15 protein-coding genes are annotated in these 17,978 nt (G+C 70.0%); 14 read left to right on the top strand and 1 reads right to left on the bottom strand.

Translation table 11 applies throughout. The features are described 5' to 3' along the window. Window positions 1-20: 20 nt before the first annotated feature. The 8 genes from DBV35_RS24615 (at window position 21) to DBV35_RS24580 (ending at window position 8,062) form a co-directional block, all read left to right on the top strand. Window positions 21-884, top strand: coding sequence for an IclR family transcriptional regulator (locus DBV35_RS24615; RefSeq protein ID WP_108663044.1), 864 nt, complete (start codon window positions 21-23; stop codon window positions 882-884). Window positions 885-889: 5 nt separating this feature from the next. After that, window positions 890-2,059 (top strand): acetyl-CoA acetyltransferase, encoded by a 1,170-nt coding sequence (locus DBV35_RS24610; RefSeq protein WP_108663043.1) that lies wholly within the window; start codon window positions 890-892, stop codon window positions 2,057-2,059. After that, window positions 2,056-3,678, top strand: a complete 1,623-nt coding sequence (locus DBV35_RS24605; RefSeq protein ID WP_205648852.1) for an acyl-CoA synthetase — start codon at window positions 2,056-2,058, stop codon at window positions 3,676-3,678. The genes DBV35_RS24610 and DBV35_RS24605 overlap by 4 nt, the downstream gene beginning before the upstream one ends. A gap of 42 nt (window positions 3,679-3,720) precedes the next feature. After that, entirely contained in the window at window positions 3,721-4,488 is a 768-nt protein-coding gene (locus DBV35_RS24600) for an SDR family NAD(P)-dependent oxidoreductase (protein ID WP_108663041.1), read from the top strand. A gap of 11 nt (window positions 4,489-4,499) precedes the next feature. Continuing rightward, on the top strand, window positions 4,500-4,847 hold the full coding sequence (locus tag DBV35_RS24595) for an iron chaperone (RefSeq protein ID WP_108663040.1): 348 nt from the start codon (window positions 4,500-4,502) through the stop codon (window positions 4,845-4,847). 88 nt (window positions 4,848-4,935) lie between these two features. Beyond that, the gene (locus tag DBV35_RS24590) at window positions 4,936-5,925 is read left to right on the top strand and encodes an amidoligase family protein (protein ID WP_108663039.1); all 990 of its coding nucleotides are present in this window, start codon (window positions 4,936-4,938) and stop codon (window positions 5,923-5,925) included. Beyond that, window positions 5,918-7,243 (top strand): NAD(P)/FAD-dependent oxidoreductase, encoded by a 1,326-nt coding sequence (locus tag DBV35_RS24585; protein ID WP_157961956.1) that lies wholly within the window; start codon window positions 5,918-5,920, stop codon window positions 7,241-7,243. The genes DBV35_RS24590 and DBV35_RS24585 overlap by 8 nt, the downstream gene beginning before the upstream one ends. A 120-nt stretch (window positions 7,244-7,363) precedes the next feature. Beyond that, on the top strand, window positions 7,364-8,062 hold the full coding sequence (locus DBV35_RS24580; protein ID WP_108663037.1) for a CBS domain-containing protein: 699 nt from the start codon (window positions 7,364-7,366) through the stop codon (window positions 8,060-8,062). 3 nt (window positions 8,063-8,065) lie between these two features. On the opposite strand, the gene DBV35_RS24575 is transcribed toward DBV35_RS24580, so the two are convergent. Further along, entirely contained in the window at window positions 8,066-10,204 is a 2,139-nt protein-coding gene (locus tag DBV35_RS24575; protein WP_170135031.1) for a glycoside hydrolase family 3 N-terminal domain-containing protein, read from the bottom strand. Between the two features lie 223 nt (window positions 10,205-10,427). On the opposite strand from DBV35_RS24575, the gene DBV35_RS24570 reads away from it, so the two are divergent. The 6 genes from DBV35_RS24570 to DBV35_RS24545 all read left to right on the top strand — a co-directional run bounded on the left by DBV35_RS24570 (window position 10,428) and on the right by DBV35_RS24545 (window position 17,976). Further along, window positions 10,428-12,260, top strand: a complete 1,833-nt coding sequence (locus DBV35_RS24570; RefSeq protein WP_170135030.1) for an ABC transporter ATP-binding protein/permease — start codon at window positions 10,428-10,430, stop codon at window positions 12,258-12,260. Next, window positions 12,257-13,507: a glucoamylase family protein gene (locus tag DBV35_RS24565; protein ID WP_108663034.1), complete on the top strand. Its 1,251-nt coding sequence runs from the start codon at window positions 12,257-12,259 to the stop codon at window positions 13,505-13,507. Before DBV35_RS24570 ends, DBV35_RS24565 begins: the two co-directional genes overlap by 4 nt. Window position 13,508: 1 nt before the next feature. Next, window positions 13,509-14,858 (top strand): glycoside hydrolase family 15 protein, encoded by a 1,350-nt coding sequence (locus DBV35_RS24560; protein ID WP_108663033.1) that lies wholly within the window; start codon window positions 13,509-13,511, stop codon window positions 14,856-14,858. Window positions 14,859-14,991: 133 nt separating this feature from the next. Continuing rightward, window positions 14,992-16,059 carry a LacI family DNA-binding transcriptional regulator gene (locus tag DBV35_RS24555; RefSeq protein ID WP_170135029.1) on the top strand — a complete coding sequence of 356 codons (1,068 nt, stop codon included), beginning with the start codon at window positions 14,992-14,994 and terminating at the stop codon, window positions 16,057-16,059. Beyond that, window positions 16,056-17,066, top strand: a complete 1,011-nt coding sequence (locus DBV35_RS24550) for an ABC transporter substrate-binding protein (protein WP_108663031.1) — start codon at window positions 16,056-16,058, stop codon at window positions 17,064-17,066. The genes DBV35_RS24555 and DBV35_RS24550 overlap by 4 nt, the downstream gene beginning before the upstream one ends. A gap of 88 nt (window positions 17,067-17,154) precedes the next feature. Further along, the gene (locus tag DBV35_RS24545; RefSeq protein WP_108663030.1) at window positions 17,155-17,976 is read left to right on the top strand and encodes an ABC transporter permease; all 822 of its coding nucleotides are present in this window, start codon (window positions 17,155-17,157) and stop codon (window positions 17,974-17,976) included. The last annotated feature ends 2 nt before the right edge of the window (window positions 17,977-17,978 follow it).

Raw genomic sequence — 17,978 nt, 5'->3', positions numbered from 1 at the left:
AATATGGATCTGTGGGGAGGATGAAGGTCGAGACCGTGGCGCCGGCGAAGCCTGCTGACGGGATCGGCGCGCAAAGCGTCGATCGCGCGTTGCGCCTTCTGTCGCTCATCGGCCGTCATTGCGATCACGGTGTCGCCCTCGGCGCCATCGTCGACGAGAGCCGGCTCAACAAGCCCACCGCGCGGCGCCTGCTGATGGCGCTGATGCGCGCCGGGCTCGTGGAGCAGGACGTCGCGAGCCGGCGCTATTTCCTGGGCGAGGGGGCCTACGTGCTCGGCACGCTCGCCTCGCGCCGGTACAACCTCCTCGAAGTCGCGATGGAGAGCCTGAAGCGCCTCGCCGAGCTCACAGCCGATACCGCCTTCGTTTCCGCCCGGCGCGAGAATTACGCCGTCTGCCTCCACCGCGAGGAGGGGGCCTATCCGGTCCGCACCCACGCGCTGATGGCCGGATACCAGCATCCGCTCGGTGTCGGCGCCGGATCGCTCGCGATGCTCGCCTCTATGAGTGACGAGGAAATCGATCGCGTTCTCGCCGACACCGCCGAAATCCGCGCCGAGGCCTACCCGAACCACACCGACGCGCGGCTCCGCGCCGACATCGCGATCACGCGCGAGCAGGGCCATTCGCTGAACCCCGGCCTCATCGTGCCGAGCTCGTGGGGCATCGGCGCGACCATCACTTTTCCCGACGGGCGCGTCGCCGGCGCGCTCTCGATCGCCGCGATCGACTCGCGGATGACACCTGAACGCCAGCGCGACATCGCCGCGCTTCTGACAACCGAGACACGCAAGGTGGAGCGCAAGCTCGCCAGAATGTTCACAGCCGGCCAGGAGCGGGGCGCGAAGAGCCAGACCCCTGCGCCGGCCCAGACCATGGAGTGAGGATCATGACCAAGGCGGCCATCGTGGGCTGGAGCCACACGCCGTTCGGGAAGCTCGAGGATCCTGACGTCGAGGCGCTGATGTCGCGCGTGACGGGCGAGGCGCTCGCCCATGCCGGGGTCGGCGCGGCCGAGGTCGACGGCATCTTCGTCGGCGTGATGAACGCGGGCTTCTCCCCGCAGGGCTTCGAGGGGGCGCAGGTCGCCCTCACGATGCCGGAGCTCGCGCACACGCCGTCGGTGCACCTGGAGAATGCCTGCGCCACCGGGTCGGCCGCGCTCTATGCCGCGCTCGATTTCGTCGAGGCGGGGCGGGGGCGCGTCGCCCTCGTCGTCGGCGCGGAGAAGATGACCGCGACGCCGCTCGCGCAGACCTCCGATATTCTCCTCAACGCCTCCTACCGCAAGGAAGAGGCCGGCATCGAGGCGGGCTTCGCGGGCGTCTTCGGCCGCATCGCGCAGGGCTACTTCCAGCGCTATGGTGACCGGTCGGAGGAGCTCGCCAGGATCGCGGCGAAGAACCACAAGAACGGCGTCGCGAACCCCTACGCCCAGATGCGCAAGGATCTCGGCTACGAGTTCTGCAACACCATCTCCGACAAGAACCCCTACGTCGCGGCGCCGCTGCGGCGGACCGACTGCTCGCTGATCAGCGACGGGGCGGCGGCGATCGTCATCGCCGACCCGGAGGTCGCGGCCGGTCTCGACCGCGCCATCGGCTTCCGCGCCCGCCAGCACGCCAACGACATCCTCCCCCTCTCGCGGCGCGATCCGACCGCCTTCGCCGGCGCGCGGCGGGCCTGGGAGCGGGCGCGCGAGGAGGCCGGCATCGACATGTACGATCTCTCCTTCGTCGAGACGCACGACTGCTTCACCATCGCCGAACTGATCGAATACGAGGCGATGGGCCTCGCCGCCCCCGGCGACGGCTACAAAATCGTGCGCGAGGGCATCGCCGAGAAGGGCGGCAAGCTGCCGATCAACCCCTCGGGCGGGCTGAAATCGAAGGGCCATCCGGTCGGGGCGACGGGCGTCTCGATGCACGTCATGGCCTGCCTCCAGCTCATGGGCGAGGCGGGCGACATGCAGGTGCCGGACGCCAAGCTCGCGGGCGTCTTCAACATGGGCGGCGCGGCGGTCGCGAACTACGTCTCGATCCTGGAGCGCCGGTCGTGACGGACGCGCCGCGGGGCGGTGTCGCCCCATGCACGCGGCGGGTGATGAACCTGTCGCATTTCCTCACTCAGAATGCGCGGCGCCACGGCGCCGGGATCGGCTTCGTGCAGGGCGAGAACACCTGGACGTGGCGCGAGATGGAGACGCGGGTCGAGGCGATGGCGGCCGCGCTCGCCGCGCGCGGCGTCGTGAAGGGCGACCGCATCCTCGTGCAGTCGAAGAACTGCCTCGCCCTCTTCGAATCGATGTTCGCCGCCTTCCGCCTCGGCGCGGTCTGGGTGCCGACCAACTACCGGCAGACCCCGGAGGACGTTGCTTTTCTGGCCGAGGCGAGCGGCGCGCGCGCCCTCATCTGCCACGCCGATTTTCCGGCGCACGCGGCGGCGGTGATGGCGGCCGCGCCCGCCATCGCGCCGGTGGTCTCGATCGGCGCCAGCGAGTTCGGGGAGGATTATGAGAGCCTCGTCGCCGCCCATCGCGGCGAGGCGTTCCCGGCCGTCTCCGTCGAGTATGACGACCCGTGCTGGTTCTTCTTCACCTCCGGCACCACCGGGCGGCCGAAGGCGGCGGTGCTGACACACGGCCAGATGGCCTTCGTCGTCAACAACCATCTGTGCGACCTGATGCCGGGGACGAACCATCACGACGCCTCGCTCGTCGTCGCGCCCCTCTCGCACGGGGCGGGCGTCCACCAGCTCGCCCAGACCGCGCGCGGCGTGAAGTCGATCCTCCTGTCGACCGAGCGCTTCGATGTCGACGAGGCCTGGCGCCTCGTCGAGGAGTGGTCGGTCTCCAACATGTTCACCGTGCCGACCATCGTGAAGATGCTCGTCGAGCATCCGGCGGTGGAGCGCTACGACCATTCCTCGCTGCGCCACGTCATCTATGCGGGCGCGCCGATGTACCGGGCGGACCAGATCCGCGCGCTCCAGGCGCTCGGCCCCGTACTCGTCCAATATTTCGGCCTCGGCGAGGTGACCGGCAACATCACCGTCCTCGTCCCCGAGCTGCACTCGGCCGACGACGGGGCGATGAAGGTGGGCTCGTGCGGGTGGGAGCGGACCGGGATGGAGGTCTCCATCCAGGACGCGACCGGCAAGGCGCTTGGCCCCGGCGAGACCGGCGAGATCGCGGTGTGCGGCCCGGCCGTCTTCGCCGGCTACTACAACAACGAGGAGGCGAACCGGAAAGCCTTCCGGGACGGCTGGTTCCTGACCGGCGACCTCGGCCACCTCGACGAGGAGGGCTTCCTCTACATCACCGGTCGCGCGTCGGACATGTACATCTCCGGCGGCTCGAACGTCTATCCGCGCGAGGTGGAGGAGAAGCTGCTCCTCCATCCGGCGATCAGCGAGGTCGCGATCGTCGGCGTGCCGGATCCGCGCTGGGGCGAAGTGGGCGTCGCTGTGTGCGTCGCGCGCGAGGGGGAGAGCGTCGCCGAGGCCGACCTCCTCGAATATCTCGCGCCGAAGGTCGCCCGCTACAAGATGCCGAAGCGGGTCTTCTTCTGGGATGCCCTGCCGAAATCCGGCTACGGCAAGATCACCAAGAAGGCGGTGCGGGCCGAACTCGAGGCGCGCGGCCACCTGCCGCTCGAAACGACAAAAGAGAACGCCTGACGACAGGCACGGCGCGGGCAGCCGCGCGCGGGGAGGAAAGACATGGCGGAACCGACGATCATCGTGACCGGCGGCGCGTCGGGGATCGGCCTGTCGGTCGCGAAGGCCGTGCTCGGCCGGGGCTGGCGCGTCGCGATCGCCGACCGTGACGAAGCAAGCCTCGCGCGCGCGGAAGCCGAGCTTGGCGCGGGCGACCGGGCGACCTTTGTCACCATGGATGTGACGGACGAGGAGAGCGTCGTCGCGGTGGTCGCCGATCTCGCGGGCCGCGTCGGCCCCATCGGCGGGCTTGTGAACTCGGCGGGGATCGGCCGCGACGTGCCGGCGCTCGAGACGAGCGTCGCCCTCTTCCGCCAGATCCTGGAGATCAACCTCCTCGGCAGCTTCGCCGTCTCGCGCGAGGTGGCGAAGGCGATGATCCCGACCGGCGGCGGCTCGATCGTCAACATCGCGTCGGTGTCCGGCATCATCGGCAACGAGGGGCGCGTCGCCTATGGCGCGTCCAAGGGCGGCGTCGTCACGATGACGATGGTGATGGCGGTGGAGCTTGCCCAGCACGGCATCCGCGTGAACGCCATCGCGCCAGGGCCGATCGAGACGCCGCTCGCCGCCGCGATCCACACCCCTGCGGTGCGCGAGACCTGGCACCGCACGGTGCCGCAGGCCCGCTACGGCACGCCGGAGGAGGTGGCGACCACCGCGCTCTTCCTCCTCGATGGCGCCCAGTCCGGCTACATCACCGGCCAGACCATCGCGGTCGACGGCGGTTTCGTCGTCGCCGGCCTCTTCGGCAGCCGCGGCGCTTCCTAGGCCCGGCGGTGATGGACAGCCACGACGCCTACATCGCCGCCGCACCGGAGCCGTTCCGCGCCATGCTGGGCCACCTGCGCGATCAGCTCGCGCGGGCGCTTCCCGATGCGGTGGAAGTGATGAAATACGACATGCCCGGCTTCCAGATCGGAGACGCGATCGTCGCGGGCTATGCGGCCTTCAGCAAGCAGTGCGGGCTCTACGTCGATCCGGGCGCGATCGCCGCCCATGCCGACGAGATCGCGTCGCTGAAGCTGAAGGCGACCAAGACGGGCGTCACGTTCTCGGCGAGCAGGCCCATCTCCGATGCGCTCGTTGCGAAGTTGGCCATCAGTTCGCGCCGCGCGAAGGGATTTTAGGCGCGATTGCCGCCATTTTCGATGCGATCCGCGCCTCTGACGGCCTGATCGGAAACCCACGCGCCGCCTCCGGCGTTGGCGTTCCATCATGACACTGTCAGACACGGCCATGTTGATGACGAGCACCTACGACATGCCCCCGCGCCGCACCAACGCGACGGGGGAACAAAGGGGCGTCGGCGTCGAGATCGAGTTTTCCGGGCTGAGCGTGGAAGAGGCGTCCGAGGCGCTGAACAACGCGCTCGGGGGCCATCTCGTCCAAAAGGACTCCTTCGCCTACACGCTGAAGAAGTCGGACCTCGGCGAGATCAAGATCAAGCTCGACAGCCGCCTTGCCCACAAGGACGGCGAGCCACGCAAGGCGGGGGCCCTCTCCGCGATCGGCGAGGCCATCGGCGAGTGGTTCGCCTTCGTCGCCGAGCCGATCATTCCGGGCGAGATCGTGACCGGCCCGATCCCGGTCGAGGACCTGCCGCGGATCGACAAGGTGACGGATGCGCTGCGCGACGCGGGGGCCGAGGGCGTCTCCAAGGACAATTATCGCCCGCTCGCCCTCCATCTCAATCCGGAGATCCCCGACACCTCGCCCGAGACGGTGATGGCGCTGATCAAGGCCTTCGCGATGATGGACGGGTGGCTGCGCGAACAGGCCGAACCCGACCGCGTGCGCGAGATGATGAACTATTTCCGGCCCTATCCGGACGACTATGTCGCGAAGATCGCCGACCCTGCCTACTGGCCGGCGATGGACACCCTCATCGACGACTATATCGCCGCCAACCCGACGCGCGACCGCGACCTCGACATGCTGCCGCTCCTGCGCTTCCTCGACGAGGACCGCGTGGTCTCCCAGTTGCCGGACGAGAAGATCGGCTGCCGCCCGACTTCGCACTACCGCCTGCCGGATTCTCGCATCGGCGATCCGGGCTGGTCCGTCGCGACGGTGTGGAACAAGTGGGTGGTGGTCGAGCGCGTCGCCGACGACTGCCAGACGCTGGACGCCCTCTGCAAGGCCTACCTCGCCACCGGTGACAAGTCCGTCTGGCCCCGGCAAGCGGAGCGCATCGCCCTTGGCTGACCCGATCGAGACCCACGGCGACACCGGGGCGGACGCCTCCTTCTGGCACGCGACCGCCACCGGCACGGTGAGCGCGGCGCGCCTCCACGGCGATCTCGCGGTCGACGTCGCGGTCATTGGCGGGGGCATCACCGGGCTGTCGGCCGCGCTGCACCTTGCCGAGGCGGGGGCGAGCGTCGCCGTCGTCGACGCGGAAGCCATCGCCTGGGGCGCGAGCGGGCGGGCCGGCGGCGAGGTGCTGCCGGGCCTGAAGCTCGATCCGGAAGGCATGGTCCGCCGCTTCGGAGAGGCGCGCGGCGAGCGGCTCGCCGCATGGGCGGGGGCGACGACCGACCTCGTCTTCGACCTCGTCGCGCGGCACGGCATCGACTGCCACGCGCGCCGGACGGGCTGGCTCCAGGCCGCCTACACCAACGGCGAGATGAAGACGCTGGAGGCGCGTTGCAGACAGTGGCAGGCGCGAGGCGCGCCGGTCGAGATCCTCGACCGCGAGGAGACGGCGAAGCGGCTCGGCACGCCGCCCTCGCTCTATGTTGGCGCGTGGCTCGACGGGCGGGGCGGCGGCATCCACCCGCTCGACTACACGCGCGGCCTCGCGTGCGCCGCGGCGAAGGTGGGCGCGCGCCTCTTCGAGAAGACGCTCGCCCGCCGCCTCGTCGAGGCGGACGGGGCGTGGCGCGTGGAATGCGACGGCGGGACCGTCGCGGCGGACGCGGTGATCGTCGCGACCAACGGCTACACCGGCGACCTCGTGCCGGGCCTTCGCCGCACCCTCATCCCGATGCGTGCCTCGCAGGCCGTGTCCGCACCGCTCGACACTGCGGCGGCGGAGGCGATCCTGCCGGCCGGCCACGTCGCCTCGGACCGGCGGCGGCTCCTCATCTCCTTCCGCCTCTCGCACGACGGACGCCTGATCCTCGGCGGCCCCGGCGGCACGCGCGAGGCGACCGGCGAGGCGCTGCTCCGGAACGCGGCCGCGGCGGCGGAAGGGCTCTTCGGCGAGCACGGGCGGCGCCTTAGCTGGGACTACGGCTGGTCGGGCCAGATCGCGCTGACGCGCGATTTCATCCCCCACCTCCACGAGCCACGCCCCGGCCTTCTCGCCGCGCTCGGCTATAATGGGCGCGGCATCGCGCTCGCGACGGCGCTCGGCAAGCTCGCGGCGGAGCGGATCGGCGGGCGGCCGGCGGAGGACTTGCCGCTCCCGCTGTCCGAGATCCGCCCGATCCCGCTCCACGGCCTCAGCGAGCCCGCGCTCGCGGTCGGCGAAGCGTTCATGGGCGTCCTCGACCGTGCCGAGCGCACTCTCGGGCGCTGAGTTTGATACTCGTCAAGGCGAAGACGCACGAGAGACGATGAAATCGGCCACGCTTTACAGCGGCGCACTTTGGACCACTTCTGTCCGAACAAGCAAAAGACAGTGGAAGGGGAGAGCGAGATGCAGGCCAAGGACATCATGAATACTGCGGTCGTCACGATATCGCCGACGAGCGGGATCGCCGACGCCGCCCGCGTGCTGACCGAGCATCACATCAGCGCGCTCCCGGTTGTGGACGCGGCGGGCAAGCTCGTCGGCATCGTGAGCGAGGGCGACTTCCTGCGCCGGATCGAGGAGAGCGAGGGCAAGACCCACGGCTCCTGGTGGCTGATGGCGCTCGCCGATCCGGGCCAGGAGGCCGCGCACTATGTGAAGGCGCACGGCCGCACCGTCGCCGACGTGATGACGGAGAAGGTCGTCACCGTGGGTGAGGACACCTCGGTCCCCGACATCGCGCACACGCTGGAGGCCAAGCGCATCAAGCGCGTGCCGGTGGTGCGCGACGGAAAGGTGGTGGGGATCGTCAGCCGCGCCGACCTTCTGCGCGCCGTCGCCGCCCGCCGCACGAGCCCGGGGATCCCCGTCTCTGCGGACGACGAGACCATCCGCGAAGCGGTGCTGACGAAATTGCGCGGCATGGCCTGGGCGCCGCTGACGCGCATCAACATCGTCGTCACGGACGGGGTGGTGAGCTTCTGGGGCTTCGTCGACGATCCGGAGCTGGCGCGCGCGATGAAGGTCGCCGCCGAGGAGGTACCGGGCGTGAAGTCGGTGGAGATGAACATCTCCGCGACGCCGGCCTTCGGCTGGGCGGTCTGACGCTCAGGCGACCGGCGCGCCGGTCTCGAGGCGGATCGTGATCGCGGCGAGCCGCGCGCGGTCCGCCTCGGTCCCGACGAGGAGGACGATGTCGCCGTCCTCCAGGAGGGGCTCCAGCGCCTCGTCGAGATAGGCGAGATCGTCCGCCGCGAGGGAGAGAGTGAGCGTCCCGCTCGCGCCGGGCTCCAGCGCGAGCGAGGCGAAGTCGCGCAATTCCAGGAGCGGCCGCGCGAGCCGCGCGACCGGATCGCGGCTGAAGAGGAAGAGGGTGAGGCGGCCGGCACGCGCGCCCTCGTTCGTGACCGGGACGCGCACCGAGACGCGCTCGCCGGGACGCAGGACCGTGCGGTCCGCGACCGGTTCACCGATGGTGAAGCGCGTGTAGCCGAGGCCGTGCCCGAAGGGGAAGGCGGGCGCGTTCGGCCCGTCGAGATAGCGCGTCGTGTAGCGGTTCTCGGCCTCCTCCGGCCGGCCCGTCGGCCGCTCGGTGGAGATGATCGGGATCTGCCCGACCGCAGCGGGCCACGTGATCGGCAGGCGGCCCGAGGGGCTCTCCCGCCCGGTCAGGAGATCGGCCATCGCCGCGCCCGATTGCGTCCCCGCCGCGAAGGCCATCAGCACGGCGTTCGAATGGGCGAGGACGCGCGGGACCACGAGCGGGCGACCCGCATTGAGGATCGTCACGATCTTGCGCCCCGTCGCGGCGATGGCGGCGAAGAGCGCCTCCTGCGCGCCTGGCAGGCCCGGATGCATCCGGCTCCCGCCTTCGCCGCTCATCTCCGGCGCTTCGCCCAGCGCAAGGACCACGATGTCCGCCCACTCCGCAAGCCGCACCGCCTCCGCGATGCCGCTCTCGTCCATTCCCTCCACGGAGACGCCGGGGATGGTCCGGACCTCGAGACCGGACCCGGCCGCGAGCCCCTTTGCGTAGCTGACGGCCTCGCCGGCGTCGGCGGCGGCCGCCCACGCGCCGTGCATCGCGCGCGCATCGTCCGCGAGCGGGCCGATCAGGGCGACCCGCCGCACGTCGGGCGAAAAAGGCAGAACCCCGTCATTCTGGAGGAGGACGATGCTGCGCGTCGCCGCCTCGCGCGCGGTGGCGCGGATCGCCGCGCGCTCCGACTCCGGCAGCGGGGTGGCGCCACGCGCGAACGGGTCCGCGAACAGGCCGAGCGCGGCCTTGAGGGTGAGGACGCGCGTGACGGCCGCGTCGACGTCGCCCATCTCCACGAGGCCGCGGGCGAGAGCGCCCGGCAGCCCCTCGATGTAGGCAAAGCCCATCATGTCGATGTCGACGCCGGCATTGAGGGCGAGGGCGGCGGCCTCCTCGATGTCGGCCGCGACGCCGTGGGCGATCAATTCGCGGATCGCGTTGTAGTCGCTGACGATCACCCCCTCGAAGCCGAGCCGGCCGCGCAGGTGCGCGCGCAGGAGCGAGCCGTGCGCCGTCATCGGCACCCCGGCAAGGTCGTGGAAGCCCGGCATCAGCGAGGCGACGCCCGCCTCCACCGCCGCCGCGAAGGGCGGCATGTGGACCTCGAGTAGGGTGCGGTCGGACAGGTCCACCGAGGCGTACTCGCGCCCCGCCGTCACCGCGCCATAGCCGACATAGTGCTTGGCGCAGGCCGCGAGCGCGGCGGCGTCGGCGAGCGCGGCACCCTGGAAGCCCGCCACTTTCGCCTGTGCGAAGCGGGCGCCGAGCAGCGGGTCCTCGCCGAAACTCTCCGCCATCCGCCCCCAGCGCGGGTCGCGCGCGATGTCGAGCATCGGGGCGAAGGTCATCGAGATGCCGTCGGCGGTCGCCTCGCGCGCGGCGTCGCGGGCGGTGCGGGCCCAAAGGTCGGGGTCGAAGGCGGCCGCCTCGCCGGGCGGGATCGGGACCAGGGTGCGGTGGCCGTGGATCACGTCGAAGCCGAGGAGGAGGGGGATCTTGAGTCGCGACTTTTCCACCGCAACGCGCTGCGCCTCGTCGGTCTTCGCCTTCCCCCAGAGGTTGAGGAGATTTCCCACCGTGCCGGCTTCGATCTCCTCGAGCCAGGCGTGGCCGGGAACCGGGCCGGTGATGGCCATTCCGGCGCTCGTCATGGTGAGCTGGCCGATTTTCTCGGCGAGGTTCATCTCGGCGACAAGAGCCGCGATCATGGAAGGGGCGGCGGCCATGCGTCCAACTGTTCGCTGATGACTTGCATCGAACCTATAGACGACTCACTGGCGGCAGCGGAAGATGGACGTGCCGCCATGTCGCTCAAAGTCGATCGGCAGGGCGGGGAGCGGAGCCGCGAACGCCTCGCCGTCGCGGCTGCTCGAGTGCAGTGTGCGAGGGTCGTCGCTGACGTCGACGCTGCATGTGTGGAGTGCGATGCTCGTGAGTCTCGCTGCCCTTCCGAACCGCATCGCCGCCATGCTCGGGGTGCGCACACTCATGGTCCTCGCCGGCGCGATCGTGGCGGTCATCGGCGCGAACACGCTGATGCAGCTCCGCCTCAACACCTGGAACGGCGCCTTCTATGGCGCGCTCGAGGCGCGGAACTACGCGGCCTTCATTCAACAACTTTGGGTGTTCCTCGTCATCGCGGGGATCCTGCTCGTCCTCGTCGTCATGCAGACGTGGCTGCAGGAGGTCTCGAAGGTGCGCCTGCGCGAGCAGCTCACCGACGATCTCGTGGAGCGCTGGCTCGCCCCGCGCCGCGCGTTCGAGATGAACCTTGCGGGCGATATCGGCGTCAATCCGGACCAGCGCCTCCAGGAGGACGTGCGGCACCTCTCCGAGCTCTCTGTCAGCCTCGCGGTCGGGTGCCTGCAATCGACCGCGCTCCTCCTCACCTTCGTCGGCCTCCTGTGGACGCTGTCGACGGCCGTGCCGGTCACGATCTTCGGCACCACGATCGTCGTCCACGGGCTGATGCTGTGGGGCACGCTCGCCTTCTCGGTCGCCGGCTCGCTCCTCACCTACTGGATCGGCGCCCCCCTCGTGCGCCTCCACCGCACGCGCTATGCCCGCGAGGCGGAGTTCCGCTTTGCGCTGGTGCGCGTCGCGGAGTCCGCGCAGGAGATCGCCTTCTATCGCGGCGAGGAACAGGAGCGCCGCTCGATCGGCGGCGTGTTCGGCAGCATCACCGAGGTCATGCTGCAGCTCGCGAACGCGGTCGCGCGGGTGACGTGGGTGACCTCGGGCTATGGCTGGCTCGCTATCGTGGCGCCGGTCGTGGTCGCCTCGCCCGCCTACTTCGCCGGGAGCCTCACCTTCGGCGGGCTGATGATGGTGGTGCAGGCCTTCTACCAGGTGCAGCAGTCGCTGCGCTGGTTCGTCGACAACTACCCCGTCATCGCCGACTGGCGGGCGACGCGGGCGCGCGTCAAGGAGTTCCGCGACGCGGTGAACCTCGTCGACACGCTCGGCGACGACACGCCCCGCATCACCGTCCTGCCCAACCCGGAGGGCAATCTCCGCTTCGAGCATGTGCGCATCAAGCTCCTCGCGGGGACGGCGAGCTTCGACGAGGATCCGGTCACGATCGAGCCCGGCGAGCGGGTGCTGATCGTCGGCGAGGCAGGCGTCGGCAAGAGCATGCTTCTGCGCGCGACGGCGGGCCTTTGGCCGTGGGGGACGGGGACGATCCTGATCCCGCCCGCCGAGACGATGATGTTCCTGACGCCGCGCCCCTACCTGCCGCTCGGCGACCTCAAGGGTGCGCTCGCCTATCCCTCGCCCGCTTCGAACTGGACGCAGGAGCAGTATGAGGCGGCGTTGAGGCGGGTTCATCTCGACGCCTTCATCCCTTCGCTCGGCGTGGTGAAGCGCTGGGACCGGGACCTGTCGATGGAGGAGCAGCAGCGCCTTGCCTTCGGGCGCGTCCTCATCCACCGCCCGCGCTGGATCTTCTTCGACGAGGCGGCGAGCGAGTGCGCCGAGATGCACCGAGTCGCGCTCGTCTCGATCCTGAAGGACGAGCTCTCCGACGCCGCGATCGTCGGCCTCGCGCGCGATCCGAACGCCGACGGCCTCTACGACCGCATGGTGCACCTGCGCCGTGAGGCCGCGCCGAAGATGGTCCTTCGCCGCAAGGGCGACGGGGCGCGCGGCCTCAACGCGCCGGAGACCACCTCCGGCACCGCCAACCAGCCCCCGCCGGGGACGACGACCCCCGTGCGCGTCGCTGGCACCCATCCCGAAACGATTGGTACGTCCTCATCATGACGCCGCTCGCCCCGGCCGACGCGGACCTTCTCGACGAGGTCCAGCGCCGGACGCTCCGCTATTTCTGGGACTTCGGCCACCCGATCTCCGGCCTCGCGCGCGACCGCTCGAACGCGCCGGCCCACGATCCGGACAACGACACCATCACTATCGGCGGCACCGGCTTCGCGCTGATGGCGCTGATCGTCGGGGCGGAGCGGGGCTTCCTGCCGCGCGCGGCGGTGGTGGAGCGGATCGCCACGATGCTGGGCTTTCTGGAGCGGTCGGACCATTTTCACGGCGTCTTCCCGCACTTCCTCAACGGGAAGACGGGCGCCGCCATCCGCTTCAGCCGCAAGGACGACGCGGCGGACCTCATCGAGACGTCCTATCTCGTCGCGGGCTTCCTCGCCGTGCGCGAATATTTTCGTGGCGACAGTCCGGGCGAGCGGCTGGTGCGGGAGAAGGCGGCCTACCTCGCGCGCGAAGTGGAGTGGGACGCGCACCAGAAGCCGGGCGGCAACGTCCTCATGTGGCACTGGAGCCCGAACCACGGGTTCGGCATGAACATGGAGGTGCGGGGCTGGAACGAGTGCCTTCTCGCCTACATCCTCGCGGTCGGCTCGGACGAGCACGGGGTGAGCCCGGCGCTCTATCATCGCGGCTGGGCGGAGGGGCGGGAGTTCCGCAACGGCCACGCCTATTACGGGGTGGAGCTGCCGCTGGGGCCGCCCTTCGGCGGGCCGCTCTTCTTCGCCCACTACACCTTCCTCGGCATCGACCCGCGCGGCCTCGTCGACCGGTATGCCGACTATTTCGCCCAGAATGTCGCCCACGTTGAGGTGAACCGGCGCCATTGCATCGAGAACCCCAACGGCTTCACCGGCTACGGGGCCGACTGCTGGGGCCTCACCGCGAGCGACAGCGATGACGGCTACCACGCCCACGCCCCCACCAACGATCGCGGCGTGATCTCGCCGACAGCGGCGGTGAGCTCGATCCCCTACGCGCCGGAGGCGGCCATGGAAGCGATCCGCCGCTTCCGCGAGATCGACGGCGTCTGGGGCGAGTATGGCTTCATCGACGCCTTCAACCTCACCACCGGATGGCGCGCCCCGTCCTTCCTCGCGATCGACCAGGGGCCGATGATCGTGATGATCGAGAACTATCGCAGCGGCCTCATCTGGCGCCTCGTGATGGGGTGCCCGGAGGTGCGCTCGGCGCTGGAGCGGCTCGGCTTCAGCGCGCTCGCGCTGGCGATCGCCTGAGATGACGCTCGCCGACTGGATCGCGGCGCAGCGCGTCCACGCGAAGGCCGGCCTCCTGCGCGCGATCTCCGCGACGGACATTCTGCGTGAGCGGCCCGCGCTCGGCGACCGGATACGGCCGGTCCGGGGCTCGGTCGTCGCCTCGCCGGTCCTCGGCGACTACGACCCGGAGCCCGACTATTTCTTCCACTGGCTGCGCGACGCCGGGATCGTCCTCGACTGCGTCCGCATCCTCGACGAGGCGGGGGACGGCGCTGCCGACTGGGGCGCGATGCTCGCTGATGCGGTCGCCTTCGACGAGGCGCTGCTGGCGCTCGATGGGCGGCGCGTCGCGCAAGGCGCCTGGCGGGCGGGGGTGCGGGCCGACATGGTCCAGCACGTGCGCGATGCGGAGGATCTCGCCGCAATCACCGGTACGCGCGTGCCGGGCGACGTGCGCTTCAACCCGGACGCGACGCTCGACATCAAGCGCTGGGGCCGGCCGCAATATGACGGGCCGGCGCTGCGCGCCCTGTCGCTCGCGCGTTGGCTGGAGGGTCCCCGCGGTCCGGACGGTCCGGTCCGCGAGGCCGCGGTGCGGGTGATCGCGGCCTATCTCGGCGCGGTGCTCGCCCACCTCGACACGCCCTCCTTCGACATCTGGGAGGAGGTCGCGGGGGCGCACTACTACACGCGCCTTGCCCAATCGGCGGCGTTCGTGGCGGCCGCCGCGTGCCTGCCCGATCATCCCAACGCCGCGGGGTGGGACGCGGCCGCGGCGCGGCTCGACGCGCGCCTCGCGGACCACTGGTCGCCCGCGCTGGGCATCATCCTCGCCCGGCTCGACGGGGAGGGGCCTGCCGAGGCGCGGGCCGATGCCGCCGTGCTCCTCGCGATCATCCATGCCGGGCGCGCGGCAGGGCCGCATTCCGTGCTCGACCCGCATGGCGCGCAGACCGCCGCCGTCCTCGAAACCCTCTTCGCGGAGCGCTACGCGATCAACCGCGACCGGCCGACCGGGGAGGGCGTCGCCTTCGGCCGCTACCGGGACGATATCTACTATAGCGGCGGCGCCTTCTTCATGACGACGCTCGCCGCCGCCGAATACGCCTACCGCCGCGCGGCCGCTCTCCCTCTTGCGGGCGCTCCCGATGGCGCCTCCCTCTGGGACGATCCCCGCGCGCTCTTCGCCTGGGGAGACGGGATCCTCGCGACCGTGCGGCGCCACACGCCCGCCGACGGGACGATGGCCGAGCAGTTCGACCAGACGACCGGCGCACCGTCGTCTGCAAAAGATCTCGCCTGGAGCCACGCGGCCCTCCTGACGGCCACCGATCATCGCGAAAAAGCCGCGCGTGCGCTGAGCTTTTAGCGCCGCCTGACGCCCCACCGCGCCGCTAGTGGACGGCGCGAGATGTCACGAAATCGCATTGCAGACGTCATTATTCTGAGATCTTCGCCCACTATTGGTGTAGCGTGTGGAAACGTTTCCATCGAGGGTGGTTGTGACGACGATCCAGGATGTAGCCGACCGGGCGGGGTGCGCGATCTCGACGGTGTCGCGCGTCCTCAACGGCTCGCCCCACACGAGCGAGGCGACGCGCGAGCGCGTGCTCCAGGCCGTCGCGGACCTCGGCTACCGCGTGAACACGCTCGGCCGCAGCCTGAAGACGAAGCAGACCCGCGCGCTCGGCGTCCTCATTCCGTCCGTCACCAACCCCGTCTTCGCCTCCTCCCTCGCCGGCATCGAGGAGGCGGCGCGCAAGCGTGGCTTCGACATCATCGTCACCACCTCGAACTACGCGCCCGAGCGCGACAGCGCGGCCATCGGCGCGCTCTCCTCGCGCGGGGTGGAGGGCGTGCTCCTCACCGTGACCGACCCGGCCGAGGCCGAGATCCGCGCCTTCCTGCGCGACACGGAAGTCCCCTGCGTCCTCCTCTACAACCAGCCGGTGGAGAAGGGCGTCGCGGCCGTCACGGTCGACAATCGCCGCGCGACGCTCGACCTTGCGCGCGAGGCGATCCGGCTCGGCCACCGCCGCATCGGCTACATCTCCGGCGCCTTCGGCTCGTCCGACCGCGCCCGCATTCGCTACGAGGGATATTGCGCGGCGATGGAGGAGGCGGGGCTCGAGCCGCTCTTCGCGCGTGAGGTGCCGTTCGTCGGGCGCGACATCGACTTCCTCGCCGCCGTGTCCGCCCTCGTCGAGGTGAAGGACCCGCCGACGGCGCTCCTCTGCTCCAACGATCTCCTGGCGATCCGCGTCATCGGCGCCGCGCGCACGCTCGGCCTCTCCGTGCCCGACGACCTCTCCGTCGCCGGTTTCGACGGCATCGATATCGGCCGGATGATCGCCCCTTCGCTCGCAACGATCGAGCAGCCCGCGACGGCCATGGGCCGCACCGCGGTCGACCTCCTTTTCGCCCTCATGAACGGCTCGCGCGATCCCGAGACCGTGCTGATGGCGCACCGATTTCGCCCCGGCGGTTCGCTCGCTGCCCACCGGGGTGAAGACCAGCCCGACGCGAGGCGAGACGCGCGGGCGCCAATAAACGGGAAACAGAACCGATGAAGCTGACCGCCAGACTCATGCTCGCGGGCCTCGCGCTCGCCACACTCGTCCCGGCGCCGCGCGCGTTCGCGCAGGACGCCATCTGCTACAACTGCCCGCCCCAATGGGCGGACTGGGCGTCGATGCTTGAGGCGATCAAGTCGAATCTCGGCGTTGAGTTGCCTCACGACAACAAGAATTCGGGCCAGTCGCTGTCCCAGCTCCTCGCGGAGCGGGCGAGCCCCGTCGCCGACGTCGTCTATTATGGCGTGACGACCGGCATCAAGGCGGCGAACGAGGGCGTCGTCACGGCCTACAAGCCCGCCGGCTTCGACGACGTTGCCGACGGCCTCAAGGATCCGGACGGCAAGTGGTTCACCGTCCACTCCGGCACGCTCGGCCTCTTCGTCAATGTCGACGCGCTGGGCGGCGCGCCGGTGCCGCAATGCTTCGCCGACCTCCTGAAGCCGGAATATGACGGCATGGTCGGCTATCTCGACCCGTCGAGCGCGTTCGTCGGCTATGCCGGCGCCGTCGCGGTCAACCTCGCCTTCGGCGGTGACCTCGACAATTTCGACCCGGCGATCGAGTATTTCCAGAAGCTCGCCGAGAACAGCCCGATCGTGCCGAAGCAGACCGCCTATGCGCGCGTCGTCTCCGGCGAGATCCCCATCCTCTTCGACTACGACTTCAACGCCTATCGCGCGAAGTACAACGAGGACGGCAATTTCGAGTTCGTGCTGCCCTGCGAGAAGACCGTCGTCGTCCCCTACGTGATGAGCCTCGTCGCCAACGCGCCGCACCCGGAAGTCGGCAAGAAGGTGCTCGACTTCATCATGTCCGACGAAGGGCAGGCGATCTGGACGAACGCCTATCTGCGCCCCGCGCGCGACATCGAGCTGCCCGAGGAGGTCGCCTCCAAGTTCCTCCCGGCGTCCGAATATGAGCGCGCGGTGCCGGTCGACTACGCCAAGATGGAAAGCGTCCAGCAGGCCTTCGGCGAGCGCTACCTGAACGACGTGCGCTGACGTCACGAACCGCCGTCCCGAAAGGGACTGATGCCATCCGGCCGGGCCATGCGCCCGGCCGGATTTCGACGCCGACTGCGGAGCTCTCATGAAGCGGCACGCCCTCATCTTCGACCTCGGCCTCGCGCTGCCGGCGCTGGCCTTCCTCCTCGCCTTCTTCCTCGTTCCGATGGTCGAGCTTGCGATCGTCGGCGGCAGCGGGGCGAACGGGATCGCCGAATATTTCACCCTCGCGACCAACCCGCGCCATTTCCGCGTGATGGTGGCGACGCTCGTCCTGTCGATCCTCGTCACGCTCGCGACGCTCGCGATTGCGACGACGGTGGGGCTCTTCCTTGCCCGCAACGTCTTCCCCGGCCGCGCTGTGCTTCTGTCGATGCTGACTTTGCCGCTCGCCTTTCCGGGCGTCGTCGTCGGCTTCCTCATCATCATCCTTGCCGGGCGCCAGGGGCTCCTCAACACCATGAGCCAGGCCGTCGGCGGCGGCCGCGTCGTCTTCGCCTATTCGATGGTGGGGCTCTTTCTCGGCTATCTCTATTTCTCGATCCCGCGCGTGCTCCTCACGGTGATGGCCGGTGTCGAGAAGCTCGATCCGCAGGTGGTGGAGGCGGCGCGCTCGCTTGGCGCAAGCCCCTTCCAGGTCCTGCGCGACGTGACGCTTCCGGCGCTGAAGCCGGCGCTGATCGCCTCGGGCGCCGTCGCCTTCGCGACCGCGATGGGGGCCTTCGGCACCGCCTTCACGCTGGCGACCGACATCGATGTCCTGCCGATGCTGATCTACACAGAGTTCACCCTCCAGGCGAACTTCGCCACGGCGGCGGCGCTCTCGATCGTGCTCGGCCTCGTCACCTGGCTCGTTCTCGTGGTCGCGCGCTCCTTCGCGGGCACCACCGTCGCGGCGGCGGGCTGACC

The organism is Acuticoccus kandeliae (assembly GCF_003073115.1).
This window is presented reverse-complemented; position numbering and strand designations above follow the sequence as displayed.

Excerpts from the sequence above, each read along its gene's own strand:
- DBV35_RS24615 (WP_108663044.1), top strand. The coding sequence starts at position 21 with ATGAAGGTCGAGACCGTGGCGCCGGCGAAGCCTGCTGACGGGATCGGC.
- DBV35_RS24550 (WP_108663031.1), top strand. The coding sequence starts at position 16,056 with ATGAAGCTGACCGCCAGACTCATGCTCGCGGGCCTCGCGCTCGCCACA.
- DBV35_RS24560 (WP_108663033.1), top strand. The coding sequence starts at position 13,509 with ATGACGCTCGCCGACTGGATCGCGGCGCAGCGCGTCCACGCGAAGGCC.
- DBV35_RS24545 (WP_108663030.1), top strand. The coding sequence starts at position 17,155 with ATGAAGCGGCACGCCCTCATCTTCGACCTCGGCCTCGCGCTGCCGGCG.
- DBV35_RS24610 (WP_108663043.1), top strand. The coding sequence starts at position 890 with ATGACCAAGGCGGCCATCGTGGGCTGGAGCCACACGCCGTTCGGGAAG.
- DBV35_RS24580 (WP_108663037.1), top strand. The coding sequence starts at position 7,364 with ATGCAGGCCAAGGACATCATGAATACTGCGGTCGTCACGATATCGCCG.
- DBV35_RS24575 (WP_170135031.1), bottom strand. The coding sequence starts at position 10,204 with ATGATCGCGGCTCTTGTCGCCGAGATGAACCTCGCCGAGAAAATCGGC.
- DBV35_RS24600 (WP_108663041.1), top strand. The coding sequence starts at position 3,721 with ATGGCGGAACCGACGATCATCGTGACCGGCGGCGCGTCGGGGATCGGC.
- DBV35_RS24595 (WP_108663040.1), top strand. The coding sequence starts at position 4,500 with ATGGACAGCCACGACGCCTACATCGCCGCCGCACCGGAGCCGTTCCGC.
- DBV35_RS24565 (WP_108663034.1), top strand. The coding sequence starts at position 12,257 with ATGACGCCGCTCGCCCCGGCCGACGCGGACCTTCTCGACGAGGTCCAG.
- DBV35_RS24590 (WP_108663039.1), top strand. The coding sequence starts at position 4,936 with ATGACACTGTCAGACACGGCCATGTTGATGACGAGCACCTACGACATG.